General features: G+C 70.6%; 20 protein-coding genes. 5 read left to right on the top strand and 15 right to left on the bottom strand.

The features are described from left to right. The 8 genes from ACGFY9_RS41120 to ACGFY9_RS41085 all read right to left on the bottom strand — a co-directional run bounded on the left by ACGFY9_RS41120 (nt 1) and on the right by ACGFY9_RS41085 (nt 8,109). Nucleotides 1-1,584: a FadD3 family acyl-CoA ligase gene (locus ACGFY9_RS41120; RefSeq protein ID WP_393763060.1), complete on the bottom strand. Its 1,584-nt coding sequence runs from the start codon at nt 1,582-1,584 to the stop codon at nt 1-3. Nucleotides 1,585-1,599: 15 nt separating this feature from the next. Beyond that, nucleotides 1,600-2,739 carry an acyl-CoA dehydrogenase family protein gene (locus ACGFY9_RS41115; protein WP_393763058.1) on the bottom strand — a complete coding sequence of 380 codons (1,140 nt, stop codon included), beginning with the start codon at nt 2,737-2,739 and terminating at the stop codon, nt 1,600-1,602. Beyond that, nucleotides 2,736-3,707: an acyl-CoA dehydrogenase family protein gene (locus ACGFY9_RS41110; protein ID WP_393763056.1), complete on the bottom strand. Its 972-nt coding sequence runs from the start codon at nt 3,705-3,707 to the stop codon at nt 2,736-2,738. Before ACGFY9_RS41110 ends, ACGFY9_RS41115 begins: the two co-directional genes overlap by 4 nt. A 2-nt stretch (nt 3,708-3,709) precedes the next feature. Continuing rightward, nucleotides 3,710-4,510 carry an enoyl-CoA hydratase/isomerase family protein gene (locus tag ACGFY9_RS41105; RefSeq protein ID WP_393763054.1) on the bottom strand — a complete coding sequence of 267 codons (801 nt, stop codon included), beginning with the start codon at nt 4,508-4,510 and terminating at the stop codon, nt 3,710-3,712. A gap of 99 nt (nt 4,511-4,609) precedes the next feature. Further along, complete coding sequence (locus tag ACGFY9_RS41100; protein WP_393763052.1) at nt 4,610-5,308, bottom strand: FadR/GntR family transcriptional regulator; 699 nt, start codon at nt 5,306-5,308, stop codon at nt 4,610-4,612. 217 nt (nt 5,309-5,525) lie between these two features. After that, nucleotides 5,526-6,278 carry an SDR family NAD(P)-dependent oxidoreductase gene (locus ACGFY9_RS41095; protein WP_393763050.1) on the bottom strand — a complete coding sequence of 251 codons (753 nt, stop codon included), beginning with the start codon at nt 6,276-6,278 and terminating at the stop codon, nt 5,526-5,528. Next, nucleotides 6,279-7,445: an acyl-CoA dehydrogenase family protein gene (locus ACGFY9_RS41090; RefSeq protein ID WP_393763048.1), complete on the bottom strand. Its 1,167-nt coding sequence runs from the start codon at nt 7,443-7,445 to the stop codon at nt 6,279-6,281. Between the two features lie 46 nt (nt 7,446-7,491). Continuing rightward, a complete protein-coding gene (locus ACGFY9_RS41085; protein WP_393763046.1) occupies nt 7,492-8,109 on the bottom strand; it encodes an HAD family hydrolase in 618 nt (205 codons plus the stop codon). 118 nt (nt 8,110-8,227) lie between these two features. Here ACGFY9_RS41085 and ACGFY9_RS41080 point away from each other — a divergent pair, with 118 nt between their 5' ends. The 3 genes from ACGFY9_RS41080 (at nt 8,228) to ACGFY9_RS41070 (ending at nt 11,494) form a co-directional block, all read left to right on the top strand. Then, nucleotides 8,228-8,608: a DoxX family protein gene (locus ACGFY9_RS41080; RefSeq protein ID WP_393763045.1), complete on the top strand. Its 381-nt coding sequence runs from the start codon at nt 8,228-8,230 to the stop codon at nt 8,606-8,608. Next, nucleotides 8,605-9,072, top strand: a complete 468-nt coding sequence (locus ACGFY9_RS41075; protein WP_393763044.1) for a peroxiredoxin — start codon at nt 8,605-8,607, stop codon at nt 9,070-9,072. The genes ACGFY9_RS41080 and ACGFY9_RS41075 overlap by 4 nt, the downstream gene beginning before the upstream one ends. 64 nt (nt 9,073-9,136) lie before the next feature. After that, nucleotides 9,137-11,494 carry a SpoIIE family protein phosphatase gene (locus ACGFY9_RS41070; RefSeq protein ID WP_393763042.1) on the top strand — a complete coding sequence of 786 codons (2,358 nt, stop codon included), beginning with the start codon at nt 9,137-9,139 and terminating at the stop codon, nt 11,492-11,494. Nucleotides 11,495-11,503: 9 nt separating this feature from the next. On the opposite strand, the gene ACGFY9_RS41065 is transcribed toward ACGFY9_RS41070, so the two are convergent. Together ACGFY9_RS41065 and ACGFY9_RS41060 are read right to left on the bottom strand one after the other, a co-directional pair. Beyond that, on the bottom strand, nt 11,504-11,938 hold the full coding sequence (locus ACGFY9_RS41065; RefSeq protein ID WP_393763040.1) for a cupin domain-containing protein: 435 nt from the start codon (nt 11,936-11,938) through the stop codon (nt 11,504-11,506). Between the two features lie 99 nt (nt 11,939-12,037). Continuing rightward, nucleotides 12,038-12,868 carry an aldo/keto reductase gene (locus ACGFY9_RS41060; protein WP_393763038.1) on the bottom strand — a complete coding sequence of 277 codons (831 nt, stop codon included), beginning with the start codon at nt 12,866-12,868 and terminating at the stop codon, nt 12,038-12,040. 175 nt (nt 12,869-13,043) lie between these two features. Between ACGFY9_RS41060 and ACGFY9_RS41055 the strand changes: the two genes are divergently transcribed. After that, nucleotides 13,044-14,024 carry a TauD/TfdA dioxygenase family protein gene (locus ACGFY9_RS41055; RefSeq protein WP_393763036.1) on the top strand — a complete coding sequence of 327 codons (981 nt, stop codon included), beginning with the start codon at nt 13,044-13,046 and terminating at the stop codon, nt 14,022-14,024. Nucleotides 14,025-14,032: 8 nt separating this feature from the next. On the opposite strand, the gene ACGFY9_RS41050 is transcribed toward ACGFY9_RS41055, so the two are convergent. Both ACGFY9_RS41050 and ACGFY9_RS41045 read right to left on the bottom strand, forming a co-directional pair. Then, a complete protein-coding gene (locus tag ACGFY9_RS41050) occupies nt 14,033-15,061 on the bottom strand; it encodes an LLM class flavin-dependent oxidoreductase (RefSeq protein WP_393763034.1) in 1,029 nt (342 codons plus the stop codon). A 72-nt stretch (nt 15,062-15,133) separates the two neighbouring features. Beyond that, entirely contained in the window at nt 15,134-16,639 is a 1,506-nt protein-coding gene (locus ACGFY9_RS41045; protein ID WP_393763032.1) for a metallophosphoesterase family protein, read from the bottom strand. A gap of 88 nt (nt 16,640-16,727) precedes the next feature. Here ACGFY9_RS41045 and ACGFY9_RS41040 point away from each other — a divergent pair, with 88 nt between their 5' ends. Then, nucleotides 16,728-19,016 (top strand): zinc-dependent metalloprotease, encoded by a 2,289-nt coding sequence (locus ACGFY9_RS41040; protein WP_393763030.1) that lies wholly within the window; start codon nt 16,728-16,730, stop codon nt 19,014-19,016. Nucleotides 19,017-19,085: 69 nt separating this feature from the next. Here ACGFY9_RS41040 and ACGFY9_RS41035 read toward each other — a convergent pair whose 3' ends face one another. From ACGFY9_RS41035 to ACGFY9_RS41025, 3 genes are all read right to left on the bottom strand, one after another. Continuing rightward, the gene (locus tag ACGFY9_RS41035) at nt 19,086-20,144 is read right to left on the bottom strand and encodes an MHYT domain-containing protein (RefSeq protein ID WP_393763028.1); all 1,059 of its coding nucleotides are present in this window, start codon (nt 20,142-20,144) and stop codon (nt 19,086-19,088) included. Nucleotides 20,145-20,298: 154 nt separating this feature from the next. Next, nucleotides 20,299-20,481: an antitoxin gene (locus tag ACGFY9_RS41030; protein ID WP_393763026.1), complete on the bottom strand. Its 183-nt coding sequence runs from the start codon at nt 20,479-20,481 to the stop codon at nt 20,299-20,301. A gap of 81 nt (nt 20,482-20,562) precedes the next feature. Then, nucleotides 20,563-21,807 carry an MFS transporter gene (locus ACGFY9_RS41025; protein ID WP_393763024.1) on the bottom strand — a complete coding sequence of 415 codons (1,245 nt, stop codon included), beginning with the start codon at nt 21,805-21,807 and terminating at the stop codon, nt 20,563-20,565. Between the last annotated feature and the right edge of the window lie 6 nt (nt 21,808-21,813).

Below are 21,813 nucleotides of genomic sequence, written 5' to 3'. Positions count from 1 at the left end.
TCAGCTCGCTGCCGTGAAACTGGCACGGAGTTCGTCCTTCAGTACCTTCTGGCTCGCGTTGCGCGGGAGTTGGTCGACGAAGCGGACATGCCGGGGGACCTTGAAGTTGGCCATGTGCTCGCGGGCCCAGGCGATGACCTCGGTCTCGGTCGGGGTCCGCTCCGGTGAGGCGACCACGAAGGCGCAGCCGACCTCGCCGAGCCGTTCGTCGGGAACCCCGATCACGGCGACCTGCTGGACGTTCTCACAGCCGAGAAGCAGCTTCTCTATCTCCGCCGGATAGGCGTTGAAGCCGCCGACGATGTACAGCTCCTTCTTGCGGTCGACGATGGCGAGATTGCCGTCGTCGTCGAGCCGGCCGATGTCCCCGGTGTGCAGCCAGCCCTCGGCGTCGATCGTCGCGGCGGTGGCGTCGGGGTCGTCCCAGTAGCCGCGGGTGACGTTGTAGCCGCGGACGAGGATCTCGCCGTCGAGTCCGATCGGGACGTCGAGACCGTCGGCGGCGACGATCCGCACCTGGACACCGGGAATGGCACGTCCCGTGGTGTGAGCCACCGTCTCCTCGGTGTCGCCGACACGGGTCGTGGTCACCAGCGCCGTCGACTCGGTCAGGCCGTAGGCGCTCATCACGATGTCGAACGACAACTCCGCTTTCATGGCGTGGATCAGCGATTCCGGGATCGTCGTACCACCCGTCATCGAGACCCGCAGCGACGACAGGTCGTGCGCGGCGCGCTCCGGGTGGTTGACCAGGTCGTGGAAGATCGTCGGCGGTCCGAGGAGAATGCTCACCCCCTCCCGCGCGATGAGGTCCAGCGCCCGCCCGGCGTCGAAGACGGGCATGGGAATGACGGTCACCCCGTGCATGAGGGAGGCCAGCCACCCGGCCTTGTATCCGAAGCAGTGGAAGAAGGGCGGGATCACCAGGAAGGTGTCGGAGGCATCGAAGGTGTACTCCTCCGCCATCCACCCGTAGGCGCGCAGGGACTGGCCGTGCGTGAGCATCACGCCCTTAGGGTGGCCGGTCGTGCCGGACGTGAACATCACGTCGGACACGTCGTCCGGCGTCAACCGGTTGATCGACTCATGGGCGGCGGATGGCGAAACGTCCTCTCCCGCGCCGAGAAAGTCGTTCCAGGCCAGCTCGGCCGCCCCCTGCGGGCCGCGGACGGACACCGTCTTCTGCAGGGCCGGCAGTCCCGGATCGGCCTTCCGTAGTTCGCCGATGTAGTCGTTGCCGAGGAAGGGCGAGGCGAACACGGCCGCCGCCTCCGACTTCCGCAGAATGTACGAGATCTCCTGCGCCTTGAACCGTGTGTTGAGCGGTACGAGGATGGCTCCGGCGCCGTGGATGCCAAGGGCGGTGAAGATCCACTCCGCCGAGTTGGGGGCGCACAGCCCGACCCGGTCGCCCGGCTTGATGCCGAGCGCCATGGTGGCGCGGACCGAGTCGACCATCTGCTCCTCCAGCTCCCGGAACGTCCACCGGCGGTCACCGTCGATGAGCGCCGTGGCGTCCCCGAAACGCCTGGCCGCCAGCCTGATGACGTTGGGGATGCTCAGGAATTCGTCGTCGTAGCGCATCAGTTGGCTCCAGGGCTAGCCGTTCGAGGGGAGATGCAGGATCCGCTTGGCGATGATGTTCCGCTGGATCTGGGAGGTGCCGCCGTAGACGGAGGCCGCGCGGGAGTAGAGGTAGTCGCCGAACAACTCGCCGCTCTCTCCGGAGAGTTCGGCAGGGAACACCTCAAGTGCCGTGTCGTAGAGCCGCTGTTCGGTCCTCGTCATCAGCAGTTTGTCCACGGACGACTCCGGACCGGCGACCTGCCCGGCGAGACGTTCGGCGGTGCGGCGGCGGGCGTGCGCCACGAGGACCTCGTAGTCCACGACACACCGGCCGATCCGGGACAACAGCCCGTCGGGCAGGCTGCCTCGGTGGTCGGCGGCGTGGCGCCGCAGTCGTTCGACGAGCAGTCCGTACTTCGAGATGTGCCCGGTGTCGAGGGCGTTGCGCTCGTACGACACCGTCGTCATCGCCAGCGCCCAGCCGACGCCCTCGGCGCCGATGCGTTCGGACTCCTCGATGCGGACGTCGTCCAGGAACAGCTCGCAGAACTCGTCGTCGCCGTCGGCCGCGCGCAGCGGTCGGACCGTCACGCCGGGTCGGTCCAGGGGAAGGATGAACGCCGAGATCGACTTGTGGGCCGGAGCCGAGCGGTTGGTGCGGGCCAGCAGCAGGCACAGGCCGGAGTACTGGGCGTAGCTCGTCCAGAGCTTCTGCCCGCGCACCACGTAGAAGCCGTCGTGCCGCGCGGCGAAGGTGCTCATGCCCGCCAGGTCCGAACCGGCATCCGGCTCACTGAAGCCCTGACACCACACCTCGTCACCGGCCAACATGCGCGGCAGGAACCGGAGTCGCTGTTCCTCCGACCCGAACTCCAGCAGCGCGTGGGCGAGATACCCGATCCGGGGGACGCCCGGAGCCCGGCAGGCGCCCAGTTCGTCACTGATCGCCACCTGGTGCAGCGCGGTGAGGCCCCGGCCGCCGTAGCGCTCCGGGACGTCGAGTCCGACCCAGCCGCCCGAGTGCAGCAAACGGTGCCAGCGGCGCAGGAAGACCGGTACCGGCTCACCCGACTCCCGCTCGGGGAGGGGGTGTTCGGCCAGCCAGGCACGGAACTCCCGCCGCAGCCGGTCCAGATCGGCCGGGTCGCCGAAGTCCAGCGGGGTGTCGGTCATCGCGTCACCTCCGGTACGGCCAGCGCGGCGAGCAATTCGTCCGTCGTGGCGAGGAGCGTCGCGCCCAGGCGCACCTTGCGCAGATACAGGTGTGCGATGTGCTCCCACGCCTGGGCGATACCGCCGAAGACCTGCATCCCCGCGTAAACCGCCTCCAGTGCCGAGGAGTTGACCTCCGCCTTGGCGACACGTGCCGCCGTCAGGGCGCGCTCCGGCTGCTCGTTGTCGAGACACCAGGCCGCGTACCTCGTGACGCTGGTGCACGCCTCCACCAGGACGGTCGCGTCCGCGAGGAGATGCTGTACGGCCTGGAAGGAGCCGATCGCCTGTCCGTACTGGCGGCGGACACGGGCGTATTCGACCGCCTGCTCCACGAATGAGCCTGCCGCGCCTACCAGTTCGGCCGTCACAACGACAAGTGCGTAGGCCTGCCAACGGAGTTGGTCCGGCGGGTCGAGATGACCGACGGCCTGCACGGGAGCATCCGGCGGTACCGCCCGCACCGAGCGCACAAGGTCCATGCTCGGCGCCGCCGGGCCCAACTCGACCCGGCTGACTGCCCCTTCGGCGGTGACGCAGAGCGCGCTGTCGGCTCCCTCGCTGTCCCAGGCGAGGAGATCTGTCGGCGTCCGTACGGGGAAGCGGAGTTCGCGGGTGAGCGCGATGGTGGGCGTTGACTGCGGGGTGTCGTCGCCGAGTAGGCGGAGCAACTCGGGGGCGAGCAGGACTGTGCCGAGCAGGGATGTCGTGAGCGGGTGGCGGCTGTGCTCCTCGGCGAGCAGCGCGCACTCCTGGGCGGTCGCCGCCGGGGGAGAGGTGCGCCGTAGATCCGCCAAACCCATGTCGTCCAGGGCCTGTTGGGCAGCTGTCCGGGTCGACGGTTTCACCTCGTCCGCCGATGTCACGCCGAAGCGGGTCGCGATTGAGCGCACCATGTCGCGGACCAGGACGAACTCCTCGCGGTCCACGCTCAGTTCTCCTCAGGGGGGTGGGCGCGCCGTTCGGCGCGGGCCGCGAGTTCGGTGATGATGCGGATGTGGTCCGGGCTGGTCATCGTGGCCCGCTCGGCCATCAGCGCGGCTTCCATGCCGCCGCGTGACACCTGCTCGACGACCGCCGCGAGGGCCAGCTTGGTGGCGCGGAGGGCCTCGGCGGGCTGGGCCGCGAGCCGGTGGGCCAGGGCGAGTGCCTCGCGCATGAGGTCGTCGGGCGGGACCGTGCGGTTGGCGAGGCCGAGTTCGACCGCCTTGGGGGCGGGGATACGGTCGCCGGTGAAGAGATACTCCTTCACGCGCAGCAGGCTGGTGAGCATCGGCCACAGGGTGACCCCGCCGTCGCCGGCCACCAGGCCCACCGAGATGTGCGGGTCCGCGAAGTAGGCGTCCTCGGAGATCAGCACCAGGTCGCAGGCCATGGCGAGGCTGCAACCCAGGCCCACCGCGGGGCCGTTGACGGCGGCGATCACCGGCAGCGGGAAGCGGATCATCTCGGTCTGGATGGTGCGGTCGAGACGAATCGACCGCTCCCGCAGCTCCGGGTCGGTGTGGTGCCGTAGGAGATGGTCGAAGTCGCCGCCCGCGCTGAACGCGCGGCCCGCGCCCGTGAGGACGACGGCCCGGGCCTTGGTGTCGTCCGCGAGTTCGCGCCACACCTCCGACAGGCGGCGGTGCAGTTCCTCGGACACGCCGTTCAGCCGGTCGGGGCGGTTCAGGGTGACGATGCGGACGTCTCCGTCGGCGGCCACGGTCAGCACGGGAGGCACCTTGCTCATACCGGGATGGTATTAAAGGTCAGACCGATACTGTCAATGGTGTTGCATGAAGAAGAGAATCACATTCTCGCCTTCCGGTGGGCCGATTCTCCGGTCGGGTCAGTTCTGCGGATCGGTGAGCTCCACTCCGTCCCGGCGGTCCACCTCGGCGGCGGCGCGGGCGAAGCCGCACACATGGCGTGTCATCCGGCGCGTCGCCGCCTCGCTGTCGCGGTCCCGGATCGCCTCGGTGATCCGGGCGTGCGCGCGGGCGGTGAGCTTGCGGATGTCCGCGTCCATGAACTGCTCGATGTTGGTGGCCGCGTGGATCGACTGCGAGAGAGCGCTCATGAACCCGATGAGAAGCTCGTTCTCGCCGGCCCTCGCCACGGCGTTGTGCCAGCGGATGTTGGCGCGCAGGAAGCGCTGGATGTCCTCGCCCGCCGCGACGAGGTCAGTGTGGGCGTCGTCCAGCTCCACGAGGTCGGCGTCCGTGCGGCGCCTGGCCGCCAGTGCCGCGCACGCGGGCTCGATCGCCTCCCGGGTCTCGTGCAGGTCCTCCAGCCGGATCCGCTGCCCCCGGATCACCAGCCGCACGGTGTTCGCGAGGGATTCGCGGCCCGGCCGGTGCACGAAGGCGCCGCCCCCGCGCCCCGGCCTGATCTCCAGCAGCCGTTCGACCTCCAGGATGCGCAGCGCCTCGCGCACGGTCGCCCGGCTCAGCCCGGTCTGCTCGACCAGTTGCCGTTCCGGCGGCAGCGCCGTGCCCTCCGTGAACTCCCCGGAGAGAATCCGCTCGCGCACCTCAGCCGCCAGCACGTCCGACGCCTTCGGGACGGTGAGCGTGTCGAAGCGCGGCCGGGGCTCACCGGCCGCAGCGCGTCCCCGAAGGGTGCGGGAAGGATGCTCGGCGCTCTGCACAGGTTCAGGCCTCTCGTCGGAAGCCGCGCTCTTCGGCCTCTTTGGCTGAACCATTCAACACAGCACGCGCGCCGGCTGTCACATCACCGTGCCGCGCAGCACGCACGTCGCCCGTCTACATGACCATGCCGCCGTCCACCGGCAGGACCTGCCCGGTGATGAAGGAGGCGGCGTCCGAGGCGAGGAACACGAAACTGCCCGCGATCTCCGCCGGCTCGGCCCACCGGCCCAGCGGGATGCGGGCGAGCATCTGGGCCGAGAACTTCTCGTTGGTGCGGATGGTCTCCGTCATGGGCGTGGCCGCCAGCGGCGCGAGGGCGTTGACCAGGACCCGCCGACGCGCCAGTTCGCGGGCCAGGGACTTCGTCAGGCCGATGATCCCCGCCTTGGCGGCCGAGTAGTTGACCTGCCCGAGCGTGCCGACCAGGCCCGCGGACGAGGTGACCGATCCGTCGTCGGGCAGGAACGGCAGCGCGGCCTGCGCGCAGTGGAAGGTGCCCATCACATGGATGTCGAGGACGCGCCGGAACGCCTCCTCCTCCAGCTTGTCGAACATGGCCGGGGCGATGACCCCGGCGTTGTTCACGAGGATGTGCAGCGTCCCGTCCGCGAGCGCCGCCGCGCGTGCCACCGCGACGTCGGCGGCGGACCGGTCCCGTACGTCGAGTGCGGCGCTGTCCGCCGTCAGGCCCGCGGCGTCGATCTTCTCCGCGACGGCCGCGGCGGCCGACTCGTCGACGTCGGTCACCAGCACCGCGGCACCCGCGCGCGCCAGCGCCTCGGCGACCGCGGAACCGATGCCGCCCCCGGCACCGGTGACCAGCGCCGAGCGGCCCGTGAGGTCGAACAGCCCTGTGCTGTCGGTCATTCAGTAGCTCCTCGGGAGTCCCAGCGTGTGTGATCCCAGGTAGTTCAGGATCATTTCCTGACTGATCGGTGCGATGCGCATGAGGCGGGCCTCGCGGAAGTAGCGGGACACGCCGTACTCCTCCGAGTAGCCCATGCCGCCGTGGGTCTGCAGGGCCCGGTCGGCGGCCGTGAACCCGGCGTCGGCGCACAGGTACTTGGCGGTGTTCGCCTCCCGCCCGCAGGGCCTCCCGTTGTCGTACAGCCACGTTGCTTTGCGCAGCACGAGTTCGGCGGCGTCGAGGTGGGCCAGGGAGTCCGCGAGGGGGAACTGGATGGCCTGGTTCATGCCGATCGGGCGCCCGAAGACGACGCGCTCCTTGCCGTACTGGACGGCCTTGTCGAGCGAGGCCCGGCCGATGCCGAGGGCCTCCGCGGCGATCAGCATGCGCTCGGGGTTGAGGCCGTCGAGGAGGTAGCGGAAGCCCTGGCCCTCCTCGCCGACGCGGTCCTCGGCCGGGATGCGCAGGTCGTCGATGAAGAGTTCGTTCGAGGTGACGGCGTTGCGGCCCATCTTCGGGATCGGGCGGACGTCGATCCGGTCGAGGTCGATGTCCGTCAGGAACAGGGTCATCCCGTCGGTCTTCTTGGTGACCTCGTCGGCCTTGCTGGTGCGCGTCAGCAGCAGGATCTTCTCCGACTCCATGGCCTTGGAGATCCACACCTTGCGGCCGTTGACGATGTAGTGGTCGCCGTCCCGTCGTGCGTACGTCGTGATGCTCGCGGTGTCGAGTCCCGCGCCGGGTTCGGTGACGCCGAAACAGACGTGCAGGTCGCCGTTGGCGATGCGCGGGAGTGTGCGGCGCTTCAGCTCCTCGGAGCCGTGCACCACCACCGGATGCATACCGAAGATGGACAGATGGATCGCGCTGGCCGCGTTCATGCCGCCGCCCGACCGGGCCACCTCCTCCAGCAGCAGGCTGGCCTCGGTGATGCCGAGGCCGTGGCCGCCGTAGGCCTCCGGGATCGTGATCCCGAGCCAGCCGCCGCCCGCGACGGTGTCGTAGAACTCCGTCGGGAACTCGTGCGCCTGGTCCTTCCGCATCCAGTACTGGTCGTCGAAGTCGCGCAGCAGTCCGGCGACGGACTTGCGGATCGTTTCCTGGTCCTCGGTCAGCTCAAAGTCCATGGAATGTGGACCCTTCTCCGGTTCCGGCTGCGAAACATATCAAAGGTCAGACCGAAACAGTAGGGTCCAGGTGTGCGGTGATCCGCGCGACCGTGCCGGCGTTGTCCTCGAAGAGGTGCGCCAGCATCCCCGCGGTGCGGGCGGCCTCGACATGGGGGGCGAAGTTGTCGACGAACAGGCAGTCGCCGGGCCGTACTTGGAGCCGGGCGCAGGTGATGGCGAAGGCCCTGGGGTCGGGCTTGCGGACGCCGATCTCGTGGGAGTAGACGATCTCGTCGACCAGCCGGTCGAAGCCGTACGCCGCCGCCTCCAGCTCGCGGGCGCCCACGAAACTGTTGCTGAGGATGCCCAGCCGGCAGCGCGGGCGCAGCCCCGCCACGTAGTCGATGAACTCGGTGTTCGGGGATCCCAGGTACTCCTCCCACAGGTCCGCCATGAAGGACTCGGTGTCCACCGGGCCGAGTCCCAGCCGGATGGCCACCTTCTCGCGCACCTCGTTCTCGGTGATGGTTCCGATCTCTCCGGCCTCCCAGATGTCGGTCAGTCGCTCGTCCGCCGTGCCCGGCGGGAGGCCGAGGCGCTCGTCCCAGCGGGTGAGCCAGCCGGTCCGGGGCGTGAGTTCCAGGACACCGCCGATGTCGAGGATCAGACAGCGCGCGTTCATGCGGGTTCCTCTCGTTCGTCTCCGCACGACCGTCGGGCCTCACCTTTGGACAAGGTCAACCGTCATCGCTCTTCTACCGTGGAGTAACATCGCGCGGCAGGCCATCAGAGGAGGAACCGTGCCACGGTCCGAACGCTCGTCGCTGCTGCTCGCCGGTCTGCTGGCGACCGCGGGGGTCGCCCATCTCACCTCGCCGAGACAGTTCGACGCGACGATCCCGCGCGCCCTGCCGGGGTCGCCCCGGACGTGGACGTACGCGAGCGGTGCCGTCGAACTGGCGCTGGCCGCGGGGATCGCGGTGCCGCGTACCCGGCGTACGGCCGCGCTGGCCGCGGCGGGGTTCTTCGTGGGCGTGTTCCCCTCCAACGTGAAGATGGCGCTGGACTGGCGGGACCGGCCGACCCCGCAGAAAGCGGCGGCCTACGGACGGCTGCCCTTGCAGGTGCCCCTCGTACTGTGGGCACGCAATGTCGCGAAGAATGGGGAGGGACGGTCATGACGGGACGCCTGAACGTCGGTGACAAGGTCGAGGACTTCACGCTGCCGGACGAGACCGGCGCCGAGCGCGGCCTCACGGAACTGCTCGCCGAGGGGCCGGTGGTGCTGTTCTTCTATCCGGCCGCCCTGTCCGCCGGCTGCACCGCCGAGGCCTGCCACTTCCGGGATCTGGCCGCCGAGTTCGCGGCCGTCGGCGCGCGGCCCGTGGGCATCAGCGGCGACTCCGTCGACAAGCAGCAGGAGTTCGCCGGGAAGCACACCCTCGGCATGCCGCTGCTCTCGGACGCCGACGGGACGATCCGGGAGCGGTTCGGGGTGAAGCGCGGGTTCTCGCTCGCGCCCACCAAGCGGGCCACCTTCGTCATCGGCGAGGACCGCACGATCCTGGAGGTTGTCTCCAGCGAACTGCGGATGAACACCCACGCCGACCGCGCCCTCGCCGCCCTCCGCGCCCTCCGGAGGTGACACAGGGGCCACAAATGCCGTATCGCGGTTGTTGCGACGCGGTATAGGGACCATCCTGGACGATATGGAGCAGGTCTCCGCCGCGGCGGTCATCAATGCCCGAGGCATCGTGACGGGGTGGAGCGACGGTGCCCGGACACTGACCGGATACCCGGCCGAGGAGGCCGTGGGCCGGTCGGTGGCGGCACTGCTCGCCGAACCTCCCTCCACGACGGCCCTGGCCGCGCTGACGGGGACCCTGGTCCTACGACACCGGGACGGAACCCCGCTCCCGCTCACCGTGCGGGCCTGCCCGATGCTCGGCGCGGACGGCGCACCGGACGGATACGTCCTCACCGCCGAACCCCTCAGCGAACCCGAATCCGCACCTGCACCCGCACCGACCTTGGCCGAGCAGGCCTTCCAGCAGGCGTCGATGTCGCTCTCCGTCTTCGACACCGAGCAGCGCTACCTGCGCCTCAACGACGTCGCGTGCCGGGTGATGGGAGTCCCGGAGGACGTCCTGATCGGCCGGTTCTTCCCGGAGAGCGTCGAGGACGCCGAGCACAGCCGGAGCTTCCTGGCCAACCTGCGCCTGGTCGCCGAGACGGGCAGGCCGGTCCGCTACAACAGCTGGGCCGGCGCTCCCGCCCTGAACCGGGAGCACGCCTGGAGCATCGAGATGTGGCCCCTCAAGGGCGACTCCGGTGGGGTGACCGCGGTCGCCCTCGCAGCCTTCGACAGCACCGAGCAGTACCTCGCCCAGCAGCGGCTGGCCCTGCTGAACGAGGCGGCGGCCGGCATCGGCACCACCCTCGACGTGGTCCGCACCGCCGAGGAACTGGTGGAGATGCTCGTGCCGCGCTACGCCGACTTCGCCAGCGTGGACCTGCTCCCGTGGGTGCTCGGCGCGGACGAACCACCACCGGCCCCGGACGGCGAGATCGTGCTGCGGCGCGTGGCCCACGGCTCCGTCACCGAGGGAGCGCCGGACGCCGCGGTACCCCTGGGGCAGGCGGACGTCTATCCACCCTTCTCGCCGCCCGTGCGGGCCCTGCGCGAGGGACGGGCGGTGCGCAGTCAGGCCGGCGAACCCGACTTCGTCCGCTGGGTCGACGACCGCAACGCCCGCTCCCCAGAGGGGATTCCGCACCGCAAGGGCGTCCACTCGATGATCGCCGTGCCGTTGCGGGCGAGGGGCACCACGCTCGGCGTCGCGGTGGGCGTCCGCATGGCCCACCCGGACGACTACGCGGCCGACGACGCCGTACTCGCCGAGGAGTTGGCCAGCCGGGCCGCCGTCTGCATCGACAACGCGCGCCGCTTCGCCCGCGAGCGCTCCACCGCACTCGCCCTCCAGAACAGCCTGCTGCCCAGGGACTTGCCCGGGCAGGCGGCGGTCGAGGTCGCCCACCGCTATCGGCCCTCGGGGTCACTCGCGGGCATCGGCGGCGACTGGTTCGACGTGATCCCGCTGTCCGGCAGCCGCGTCGCCCTGGTCGTCGGCGACGTCGTCGGACACGGCATCCCGTCCGCGGCGACCATGGGCCGCCTCTGCACGGCCGTCCGCACCCTCGCCGACGTGGACCTGCCGCCCGACGAACTCCTCACCCACCTCGACGACTTGGTCACCCACCTCGCGACGGACGACACCGGCGACGAGGTCGCGGAACTCGGCGCCACCTGCCTCTACGCCGTCTACGACCCCGTCTCGCGCCGCCTCACCACGGCCGCCGCCGGACATCCACCGCCGGCCGTCGTCCTGCCCGACGGGACCGCGAGCCTCGTCCCCATGACCGCCGGGCCACCGCTCGGCGTCGGCGGACTCCCTTTCGAGGCAGTGGAGTTGGAGCTGCCCGAGGGAGCCACCGTCGCCCTGTACACGGACGGCCTGATCGAGGACCGCGACCGCGACGTCGACCACGCCACCGCCGAACTCTGCCGCGCGCTCACCGCGTCCGCCGAGTCGCTCGACGCGCTGTGCGACTCGGTGCTGAAGGCCGTGATGCCGGAGGAGCCCAGCGACGACGTGGCCCTGCTGCTCGTGCGCACCCGGGCGCTCGGCGCGGACCGGGTCGCCACCTGGGACATCGAACCCGACCCCGCGCTCGTGGCCGGCGCCCGGCAGGCCGCCACCGAGCAACTCACCGCCTGGGGACTGGACGAGGAGTCCTTCGTCACCGAACTCGTCGTCAGCGAACTCGTCACCAACGCGATCCGGTACGGCGAACCGCCCATCCAGCTCCGCCTGATCCGCGACCGTGCCCTCATCTGCGAGGTCTCCGACGGGAGTTCGACCTCACCGCACCTGCGCCGCGCCCACGCCTACGACGAGGGCGGCCGCGGACTCCTCCTCGTCGCCCAGCTCACCCAGCGCTGGGGCAGCCGGCAGACCGGCAGCGGCAAGACCATCTGGGCCGAACAGCCGCTGCCGCCGGACTGACCGGACCACTCACTCGAAGGGGCACCCGGGGTTCGGCGCGTCCTCCGAGAACGGTGATCCGTGCGGCAGGACGTACAGCACGTCGAGGACGAGAGGGACGTTCCCCAGATTGCGGCCGATGTGCACATTGCCCGAACCGGCCGGCTCCTGGATGGGGCTGCCCGCCCGGTACACGCCGTCGGAGGCGCAGCTGGAGTCGAAGTGGCTGAGCGTGCCCTGCTTGACGATGCCGTACAGGGGACCGTCGTGGTAGTGCCAGCCGGTGGCCTGGCCGGGCGGAATGGTGATCTCGCGCAGGGTGTAGTCGGTGTCGCCGATCGTGGTCTGGCTGATCAGCCGGGCGGTGACTCCGGGGCCTGCCGGGGTCGCCTGGGCGGTGCCGCCGACCAGCAGAGCGGCGGCGGCCACCGACCCGGTCACGGCGGTACGGAACGCGGTGCGCATACGAGAACCTTCCGGTGAGATCTTGAACCTCCGCCGTGAACATAGAGGCAGGGAAGGCGAGTTGGGGGCGGAAACACGCAACTTCCACCCCCGGGACTCTCAGAATTCCTCGTGCGTCTCCGGGTCCCCGCCCAGCCGCTGCGGCGTGTGGTCGGCGATGGCGGCCAGTTGGGCCGGGCCGAGTTCGAAGCCGAAGATGTCGAGGTTCGCGCGCTGCCGGTCGGGGTCCGCCGACTTGGGGATCGGGATGGCCCCGAGCTGGGTGTGCCAGCGCAGCACCACCTGCGCCGGTGTCACACCGAAGGCCTCGGCGACCGTCACCACGGCGGGGCCGTTCAGCAGCTCGGAACCACGACCGAGAGGACTCCAGCTCTCCGTGAGAACACCCTTCTCGGTGTCGAAAGCGCGCAGCTCGTCCTGCGGGAACAGCGGGTGCAGCTCGATCTGGTTGACGGAGGGCAGGACGCCGGTCTCCTTCTCCAACTGCTCGATGTGCCCGGGGGTGAAGTTCGAGACGCCGATCGACCGGACGAGACCGTCCTCGCGGAGCTTGATCATCGCCTTCCAGGAATCGACGAACTTGCCGACGCGGGGCAGCGGCCAGTGGATCAGATACAGGTCCACGTACTCCACGCCGAGCCGCGCCCGGGACTCCTCGAAGGACGCGAGGGTCTCCTCGTAGCCCTGATGGCGACCCGGCAGCTTCGTCGTCACGACGATCTCCTCGCGGGGCACATCCCTGCGGGCGATGCCACGGCCGACACCGGTCTCGTTGCGGTAGTTCGTCGCCGTGTCCACCAGGCGATAGCCCATGCGCAACGCACCGGCGACGGCTTCCTCGGCCGTCGCGTCGTCCATCGGCCAGGTGCCCAGGCCGATGGCGGGGATCTTCGTGCCGTCGTTGAGCGTGTGCGTCGGGATGCTGATCACGGTCTGACCTTCCCTTGACTGTGCGGTACACCCAGTATGGGCGACCGGAACCCCTGTCGCCCTGCGCGGGGATCGCTGACACGATCTTCCTTGGAACCGGTACGACCTGGGTACGGACCCGGTAGGGGGACCTGGTACGGACGACCGGCCGGGCACGTACGACGACGGAGCGGGCATGACGACGGACAGCAGCGGAGCGACGACGGACGAGGCGGTGCGGGTGGACGGCATGGAGGTGCGGCCGGCCTCCGGGCACATCGGGGCCGAGATCACCGGTGTCGACCTGGCCGGTGAACTCGACGACGCCGTGGTCGCCGCGATCCGGGCGGCGGTGCTGCGCTGGAAGGTCGTGTTCTTCCGCGGGCAACGCCTCGACCACACGGGGCATGTCGCGTTCGCGCGCCGCTTCGGGGAACCGGTCGTGCTCGGGCGGCGCGGCAGCGCGTCACCGGCCGGCTTCCCCGAGGTCGAAACGACCGCCGACCGGCTGGAGTTGGGCGGCCGGTTCGGCATGGAGCACGAGGAGTGGCTGGAGCGACGCAGGCACACACTGCTGCGCGGCTGGCACTGCGACCACGGCGCCCGCGTCGACCCGCCCGCCGCGACGATCCTGCGCGCGGAGACCGTCCCACCGTACGGCGGCGACACCACCTGGTCCAACCTGGCGGCCGCGTACGCCGGACTGTCGCAGCCGGTGAGGGAGTTCGTGGACGGGCTGCGGGCCGAGCACCGGCTCGGCGTCGGCTATCAGCCCCGCCCCGGCGACGACGCGTACGTCCGTCACCTCCTGGACCACCAGGTCGCCTCGGTGCACCCGCTGGTCCGGGTGCACCCCGAGACGGGGGAGCGGGTGCTGTTCGTCAACGGCTACTACCTGGAGCAGATCACCGACGTCTCCCGGGCGGAGAGTGCCGCGATCCTGGAGATGCTCCTCGCGCAGGCGACCCGGCCCGAGTACACGGTCCGGTTCCGCTGGGAGCCGGGCAGCGTGGCCTTCTGGGACAACCGGGCCACCATCCACCTCGCCCCCAGCGACAACGCCCACCTCGGCTTCCCGCGGACCATGCACCGCGTGATGCTCACCGGCGACATACCGGTCGGCGTCAATGGCAAGCCGTCCGAACCGATCGTCGGCACCGAGCCGGGCCGATGGTGACACGGAGGTCAGACGGTGGGCTTCCACCCGAGCGCCGGTCCCAGCTTCGTCGCCATGTCCGTCAGGATCTGCACGTAGTCCTCGTGCTCGAAGGTGAACGGCAGCGCGAACGCCACCTCGTCGATCTCCCTGAACGCGGCGTGCGCGTGCAGGAGTTCGGCGATCTCGTCGGAGGTGCCGACGATGTCCGGCGCGAACATCAGCCGGGCCGGGCCCTGCGGTGACGTCGTACGGGGAGTGCGCTTGCGGGCGAACTCCTCGTACTTCGCGCGCTGTTCGGCCGACGCGGCGTCGGTCGGGATGACCACCAGGCCCTGGGAGACGCGGGCGGCCTCGCCGTCGGGGTGGTGGGCGCGGAACGTGCGGATGTGGGAGAGCTGGATCTCGGCGAAGTCCCTTGACTCGTCCGGCCCTTCGGCCTTGACGACACTGCTCGTCAGGAAGTTCATCCCGTGCTCGCCGGCCCACTTCGCCGACCCCGTGCTGCCGCCGCCGTACCAGAGGCGACGCCCCAGACCGGGGGAGTGCGGCTGCACCCGGTCCGAGAACACCTCGAAACCCTCGACCCCGCTGAAGTCGGTGGCCGGTTCGCCGCGCACGAAGTCCAGGAGGCGGCGCACCCGCTCGTAGCTGAAGTCCTCGACGTCTGCTGTGTCGGGGTACAGCGCCTCTTTGAGCCGGTCGAAGTGCATCGGCGGGCCGATGCTGACGCCCGGGTTGATTCGGCCCCCGGACAGGATGTCGACGGTCGCCAGGTCCTCCGCCAGCCGCAGCGGGTTCTCCCAGCCGAGCGGGATCACCGCCGTGCCGAGTTCGATACGGCTCGTGCGCTGCGAGGCCGCCGCCATGACCGCGACGGGGGAGGAGATGCCGTACTGGAGGTGGCGGTGGCGCAGCCACGCGCTGTCGAAGCCGAGGTGCTCGCCCAGCTCGATGATCTCCAGCGTCGACTCGTGGCCCCGGCGCGGATCGGCCTCGTCGAAGAGGCCGATCGTGAGGAAGCCCAGCTTCCGCAGCGGGCGTGAGGTGGGCGGCACGGGCTCCTCCGGCGGTCGTACGTCAGTGCTGTTCTGTCCTGATTGTGACAGGCGAACATTGCGCGCGTGTGATCAGTGCAGCGGGATGGTGATCTCGTCCTCGACCGGCGGGTCCATCTCCTGGGCACGGTTGCCGGTGGCCGCGAAACAGCGCAGGCGGATCGCGTCCGGGGTGACGTCCAGCCGCAGGAAGCACTTGAAGAACGGCGGGCTGTACGTCACCGAGCCGGGCGAGAAGAGCTGCGTGTAGATCTTGCGCACCGGGAGGCGGAAGCGCGAGCGGCGGTCGGGACGGCCCCCGGCGCCCAGCAGGCTCGCGACCAGGCGGACGCGGCGGGTGATCCGGACGGGCGGGCCCGGGGTCCGCGTCGGCGGGATGCCGAGGCGCTCGCAGATCACGGCCGACGCCTCGGCCTCGGTCAGGGTGAAGAAGCGGCGCAGGTGCAGTCGGCGCCCGTACAGCCTGCTGTAGAAGGCGAGGGAGTCGCCGCGCAGCGGATAGCAGCGGAAGTCCTGCTCGGTCACGTGTCCGATGTCGACGCGCGGCACGGTGTGGGTCGCGTGCATGAACGCGCCGCCGCCGCCCGAGACCACGTACTGGAGCGTGCGGCCGTCCGCCAACTGCACTGGGTAGCGCTGGTAGTTGTGGATGTCCCCGCCGATCGCGGCGACGAAGCGGTGGGCCGGATCGCTGACGATGTCGTCGACCGTGCCGCCGCCCTCGATGGCGCAGGGGTGGTGCTCGCCGTCGACGTACAGCGGCGAACCGGTGATCAGGATCTTCGGCGTGGGCCCCTTCGCCACTTCGCGCAGCCAGGCGCCCTGTTCGGCGTCGATCGTGCCCAACAGGCCCGTGTCGATGCCGATGACGCGCACCGGACCCGCGTCGATCGCCCAGTACGGGCCCGGCTGCACGGCCTGTTGGACCGGCGAGGAACGCAACTCCCGTGCCTTGTCGAGGCGTTCGCCGTCGGACGGGCTGGGGCGGTGCCACAGCAGCGAGCGCCACCAGGCGCGTGTCAGCGGGCGCGGCGCCTTCGGTGCGGGCAGCGCGGGCGCGTCGGCGCAGAAGACGCGCATGAAACCGCCGAGACCCTCGTACCAGTCGTGGTTGCCGGGTATCGCGTAGATGGGCGCCGGATAGGCCTGGTACGGGCGGAAGAACTTCGTCTCGTAGTCGTCCGCGGTGCCGACGGGATAGATGACGTCACTGGCGACGACCGCGAAGGCCGTTTCCTGACTGGCCTTCAGAAAGCCCGGCACGACGGCGTATTGGGGATCGTCGCCCTCGCCGGTGTCGCCGATGACCATGAAGGAGAAGGTGTCGGGATCGTCGCGCCGGATCACCTTGTCGGCGGGAGCGCCGGCGGCGGCGCGCTGGGCCACCCAACGACCGCGGGTGGAGCCGGTCGGGTCCCCGAACCAGGAGGCCAGCACCCCGTTGCGCGCGGCCCACAGGGTCCTCGGGCTCAGCCACGAGACCTTCTCGACACGGGACGGCATGAGCTGCTGATACGCGCCGCGCTCCGCGGTGCCCCAACCGGCGCCTTCGGGAGTATCGCGTGAAGATTCAGACACCGGTGAACCGTAACAACGAGCCAGCGCGGTACGCGAGGCAGGGGCCTGACAACATCAACTCGACGATGCTCAACCGAAAGGCCCCCGCATGCCCGGCGAAGCCGACTTCATCGATCTGATCCCCGACCCCGAACTCCGTTCGGACCGGCTGCTGTTGGGCATCCGCCACTTCGACGAACCCTTCCTCGTCTCCGTCTCCCTCTCCCAGGGCCTGGGCTCCAGCGACCTGGAGCTGGACCGGGGGAAGGCGGGCCGGACCTGGCTCGCGGAGTTCCGCCGGGTCGGCGACCGGGTCCTGTTCGCCGTCCGCAACAAGCACTTCCTGACCTCCGGCGACGCGGCCGCCGTACGGGCGGGGGCCGAGTCGTTCGCGCTGTCCGTGCTGTGGAGCGGGCCCGTGCTGCGCGAGGAGAACGGCGCGGCGGTCGTCGACGCCACCGGGCTCGTCGTCGCCGACCACGACGGGATCGCCGAGCATCTGCACGCCCGCGAGCAGGGCGACTACACGATCGACGCGTCCACGAGCCTCCCGCTGGTCGCCGACAGCCGCACCGGACCCGCCGCCGTCCGCCTCCCCGCGCTGCTCACCTTCCGGGGCCCCGGCCGCGGACCGGCGGTCCGGGCCGTCGCCGCCGACCCGCGCGCCCTCACCGTCGTCCAGCAGTTGAACCTGCTGCGGCTGCCCGCGTCCCCGCTGCCGGTACGGCGCTACCACCCCGCCTCGGGCGGCTACGACATCGGATACGCCGACCACGGCCTCGTCGGCCGGACGAGCACCCAGGTCAAGCTCCAGCCCCGCTTCCGCGCGGAACCCGGCGGCGCCCCGATCGTCTTCCAGATCGACCCGGCCGTCCCCGAACCCTTCCGCTCGGCGGTCGTCGAGGGCGGCAACTGGTGGCGGCAGGCCTTCGCCCGGATCGGACTCCCCGACGCCTACCGGGTCGAGCCCGGCGCCGACGCCTTCGACCCGTACGACTCCGACGTCAACGGGGTGGTCTGGGTGCACCGGGCGGGCCGCGGCTGGTCCCTCGGCCAGGGCCTGACCGACCCCCGCACCGGCGAGATCCTGCACGCCCGGGTACGGCTCGGCTCCCAGCGCGTCGAACAGGTCCGTGCGCTCGGCGAGTCCCTCCTCGCACCCTACGGCCGGCCCGACGAGGCCGAACGGCTCGCCGCCGTCGAGGAGTTGGTGCTCGCACGGCTGCGCCAGCTCGCGGCGCACGAGATCGGCCACGCACTCGGCTTCATGCACAACTTCGCCAGTACGCAGCACCCCGAACCATCCGTCATGGACTATCCGCACCCGCGGATCGGCGTCACGGAAGAGGGCGACCTCGACCTGTCCGCCGCGTACGGCACGGGACTCGGGCCGTGGGACCACTTCCTGGTCGCGCATGGCTACGGCCGGTTCGGTGAAGGCGCGGAGGAGACCGCGCTCGCTCAACTGCGCGCCGACGCGGCCGGGTCGGGCCTGATCTATCTCTCCGACGAGGACGCCCAGGGACCGAACGCGGCGCACGCCGACGCCGTGACATGGGTCAGCGGGCCGGACGCCCTCCAGGCGCTGGAGACGATGCTGCGGGTCCGCCGTATCGCACTGGACGGTTTCTCCCGCAGGGTGCTGCCGCCCGACCGGCAGACCGGTGAACTGGAGGAACGCGCCGTCCTGGTGCACCTCCTGCACCGGCACGAGGTGACGGCCGCGGCCCGGCTGGTGGGCGGGGTGCGCTACGCGTACGGCCTCGCGGGCGAGGACGGCCGGGGCGCACAGGCCGTCGACGCGGCCACCCAGCACACGGCGCTGACCCGACTCGCCGAACTGCTCCACGCCGAGCAACTCGCCCTGCCCGGCGCGGTGTTGGGCACCCTCACCCCGCCCGCGATCCGCTACGGCCGGACGGATCAGTACCTCGACACGGCGGCCGGGCGGGTCTTCGACCCCTTCGAGGCCGTACGGGTCGCGACCGCACTGGTCACGGAGCAGCTGCTGGACCCGGCCCGGCTCAACCGGGTGGCCTGGCAGCATGCCGCCGACCCCGCGGCGCCCGGTGTCACCGACCTCGTCGACGCGCTCCTCGCCGCCACCTGGCGTCGTACCGACCCGGTACCCGCCGAACTGCCCGGCGGGGTCGCCGTACAGCACACGGCGGACTGGACCCTCCTGAACCACCTGCTGACCCTGCTCGACGACACGGCTCTCCACGCACCGGTACGCATGTCACTGCGCGGAGCCGTGCGACGGCTCGGGACGGAGCTGCGGTGCCAGGGCGACGAACAGGCGCGCGAGGCAGGCGAGTTGATCCGGGCGTTTCTCGCCGACGCCGGGTCGGTGCGGGTCGATCCATTGCCCCGGGTGCCGCCGGGCGCGCCCAACTGAACCGCCGTAGAGCCACTTGACGGCTACGGCGGTCGCTGGCTCAAGTCGGGGCGTGGCGGGCGGTGTCGGTCACCACTCCCCGGGGCGCTGCGGGGTGCCGTACGGGTCCGGGCGGCCGCGTGCGGGAGCGGCCGGGGTGTTCTGGGCGCCGCGGGGATTCGGCGGCGCGGGGATGGCGGGGCTGCCGTACGAGGCCTGTCGGTTCGGCGTCGGGCCGGCGGGGTTTCTGCGGGTGTACCGGCTCCGGCTCCGGCGGCTGTCCGGTGGGGCGGGTGGGCTCTCGTACCCGCCCGGTCGGCCCGCCGTGTCGAAGAGGGAGTCGGGGCGCCGGGCGGCCTGCTTGCCGCCGGTGTCCGGGCCGACCGGGTGGCGGGCGAAGGAGCGGTCCCAGTCGCCCTCGCCCATCACCAGCAGCGGGTCGAACATCACGACGACCCCGGCCAGCAGCAGGAAGATCGCCGGCCCCAACAACATGGGAAGCAGAATGGAGTTGGCGGAGTCGCCCGTCCACGCCCCGCCGGTGCCGTGCAGATGGACGCTCACCGCGGCCATGCCCGTGTAGTGCATCCCGGAGACGGCCACGCCCATTACCAGGCTGGCGCCCAGGCTCGCCAGGAAGCCGCGGATGGAGACGGCCGCCCACAGGGCAGCCGTCGCGGCGACGATCGCGATCGCCACGGAGAGTACGACCGTGCTGGTCCGGTACTCGATGTCGCCGTTCAGCTTCAGGGCCGCCATGCCCAGATAGTGCATGGCGGCGACCCCTAACCCGGTGATGACGCCGGCCGCGGAGAGTGTGCCGGGGGTCGCGCCGCGGTAGCCCACGGCGAAGACGCCGATGCCGACCACGACGATCGCCACGGCCAGACTCAGCGCCGTGAGGCCGACGTCGTAGCCGATCCGGGTCTCCTCGACCTGGAAGCCCATCATCGCGATGAAGTGCATCGTCCAGATGCCGCTGCCGATCGACGTCGCGCCGAGCGCGAGCCAACCCGCTTTCCACGACTGCTTGTTGTGCAGGGACCGCACCACGCAGCGCAGTCCCAGAGCCCCTCCCAGGCTGGCCATCAGATAGGCCGCCACCGGGGTCACCGCACCGTAGCGGAACCCGTCGATCGTGCCTTGCATGAGCCAACTCCCCCCAGAGTTGTGGCTTCTTGTGGGGGGAGTATGTATGGATCGGGGCCCAGGGGCGCAACCCTTTCACGCCGATAGCCGGTTAACTCTGTGCTTTCGGGGGACTACTTCGGCCACATCGAGGTCGATACGGGGACAGAAGCGGTCAGGGCTGTTGCGGCTTCTCGCGGTCGATGAAGTCGTTGGCCTTGTCCTGCGCCATGTCGACCTGCTTGGCGTGCTTGCCGCCCGTGCGCTTGTCGACCATGTCTCCCGTCCGTTCCACACCTTGCTTGGCCTGGTCGGGGTGCTGGCCCAGCATTCCCTTGACCTTGTCCATGAACGACATGGCTGTCCTCCTTCGGACGTGCGTTGGCCCTCCCAGCATCCCCCCGCTTTCCCTATGCCGCATGTCGGGTGATTCCCGGGTTCAGGCGCGTACGAGCGGCTCGACCCCGTCGGTGTCGCGGGCCTCCCGGGTGCGGGACACGGCGAGCAGGAGTGCCTGGAGGACCGCTCCGGACAGGCCCACCCACAGGGCGAACCGGTAGCCGACCCGGTCGGCGAGGAGGCCGCCCAGGGGTGCGCCGACCGCGACCGTGCCCCAGTTGAACGAGCGGATCGTGGCGTTCATCCGTCCCCGCAGCCGCTCGGGCGTGACGGCCTGCCGGTAGCTCATCTCGACCGGGCTTTCGAGCGAGATGGCGCCCGAGACGACGAAGAAGGCCAGCGACACCGAGACCAGGGCCCACGGTCCCCGCTGGGCGAGGACCAGCGGCAGCCAGCCGACGGCGGCGACGAGACGGCCCGCGATCAGGACGGCGCCGACGTCGAATCTCCGCGCCGCGCGTGCGGAGAACGCGCCGCCGAGCACTCCACCGAGGCCCGCGCAGGCGTACGTCACGCCCAGGCCGAAGCCCCCGATCTTGAGCTCCCGCAGCGCGAAGACCACGAAGACCGTACTGACGACGGTGTTGAAGAGGAGCATCAGGTGCGAGGTCAGCGCGATGGACGCCAGGGTCCGGTGGCGGTAGACCCAGGACGTCCCCTCGCGCAGTTCGCTGAGCAGACCGCGCCGCCCGCCGCGATCGGGAACCGGGTCGTGGGCCCGTACCGAGGCCAGCAGCAGGCCGGACACCAGATAGCTGACGGCGTCCACGAGCACGGCGAGCGGCGCGCCGACCAGCTTGATCAGCACTCCGGCGATCAGCGGCCCCGTCGACCCGGCCGCCGCGTCGGCCTGCCCCACCCGGGCATAGCCCGCGTTGAGGAGTTCCTTGGGGACCAGCTGCGGGACGTAGGAGTGGTTGGCCGCGTCGAAGAACAGACAGAGCACCCCGAAGGCGAAGACACACGCGCACAGCGCGGCGATGCCGAGCCGGTCCAGCGCGTACAGGAGCGGGATCGCGCCGAGGAGGACGGCTCTGCCGAGATCCATGGCCACCATGACCGGCCTGCGCCGGCAGCGGTCCACCAGTACCCCGGCCACGAGCCCGAAGAGCAGATAGGGCGCCCAGCGGGCCGCGTTGACCAGACCCACCTCCGTGGCGGAGGCGCTCAACGTGACGGCGGTGAGGATCTGCAGTGCCAGCCCGGTGATCTGCGAGCCGAACGACGAGATCGCGGAGGCGGTCCAGAAGCGTACGTACCCAGGAACGTCCACCAGGCGCGACATGATCGG

This window comes from Streptomyces sp. NPDC048504, from assembly GCF_043200035.1.
In the GTDB taxonomy this organism is placed as follows: Bacteria; Actinomycetota; Actinomycetes; order Streptomycetales; family Streptomycetaceae; genus Streptomyces.
Note: the sequence above shows the minus strand (reverse complement) of the source record. Positions and strands in the feature narration are given on the sequence as shown.

What these genes read in the sequence shown, in the direction of transcription:
- ACGFY9_RS41120 (WP_393763060.1), bottom strand. Translation starts at nt 1,584, where the DNA reads ATGCGCTACGACGACGAATTCCTGAGCATCCCCAACGTCATCAGGCTG.
- ACGFY9_RS41115 (WP_393763058.1), bottom strand. Translation starts at nt 2,739, where the DNA reads ATGACCGACACCCCGCTGGACTTCGGCGACCCGGCCGATCTGGACCGG.
- ACGFY9_RS41105 (WP_393763054.1), bottom strand. Translation starts at nt 4,510, where the DNA reads ATGAGCAAGGTGCCTCCCGTGCTGACCGTGGCCGCCGACGGAGACGTC.
- ACGFY9_RS41095 (WP_393763050.1), bottom strand. Translation starts at nt 6,278, where the DNA reads ATGACCGACAGCACAGGGCTGTTCGACCTCACGGGCCGCTCGGCGCTG.
- ACGFY9_RS41090 (WP_393763048.1), bottom strand. Translation starts at nt 7,445, where the DNA reads ATGGACTTTGAGCTGACCGAGGACCAGGAAACGATCCGCAAGTCCGTC.
- ACGFY9_RS41085 (WP_393763046.1), bottom strand. Translation starts at nt 8,109, where the DNA reads ATGAACGCGCGCTGTCTGATCCTCGACATCGGCGGTGTCCTGGAACTC.
- ACGFY9_RS41075 (WP_393763044.1), top strand. Translation starts at nt 8,605, where the DNA reads ATGACGGGACGCCTGAACGTCGGTGACAAGGTCGAGGACTTCACGCTG.
- ACGFY9_RS41070 (WP_393763042.1), top strand. Translation starts at nt 9,137, where the DNA reads ATGGAGCAGGTCTCCGCCGCGGCGGTCATCAATGCCCGAGGCATCGTG.
- ACGFY9_RS41065 (WP_393763040.1), bottom strand. Translation starts at nt 11,938, where the DNA reads ATGCGCACCGCGTTCCGTACCGCCGTGACCGGGTCGGTGGCCGCCGCC.
- ACGFY9_RS41055 (WP_393763036.1), top strand. Translation starts at nt 13,044, where the DNA reads ATGACGACGGACAGCAGCGGAGCGACGACGGACGAGGCGGTGCGGGTG.
- ACGFY9_RS41040 (WP_393763030.1), top strand. Translation starts at nt 16,728, where the DNA reads ATGCCCGGCGAAGCCGACTTCATCGATCTGATCCCCGACCCCGAACTC.
- ACGFY9_RS41035 (WP_393763028.1), bottom strand. Translation starts at nt 20,144, where the DNA reads ATGCAAGGCACGATCGACGGGTTCCGCTACGGTGCGGTGACCCCGGTG.
- ACGFY9_RS41030 (WP_393763026.1), bottom strand. Translation starts at nt 20,481, where the DNA reads ATGTCGTTCATGGACAAGGTCAAGGGAATGCTGGGCCAGCACCCCGAC.
- ACGFY9_RS41025 (WP_393763024.1), bottom strand. Translation starts at nt 21,807, where the DNA reads ATGTCGCGCCTGGTGGACGTTCCTGGGTACGTACGCTTCTGGACCGCC.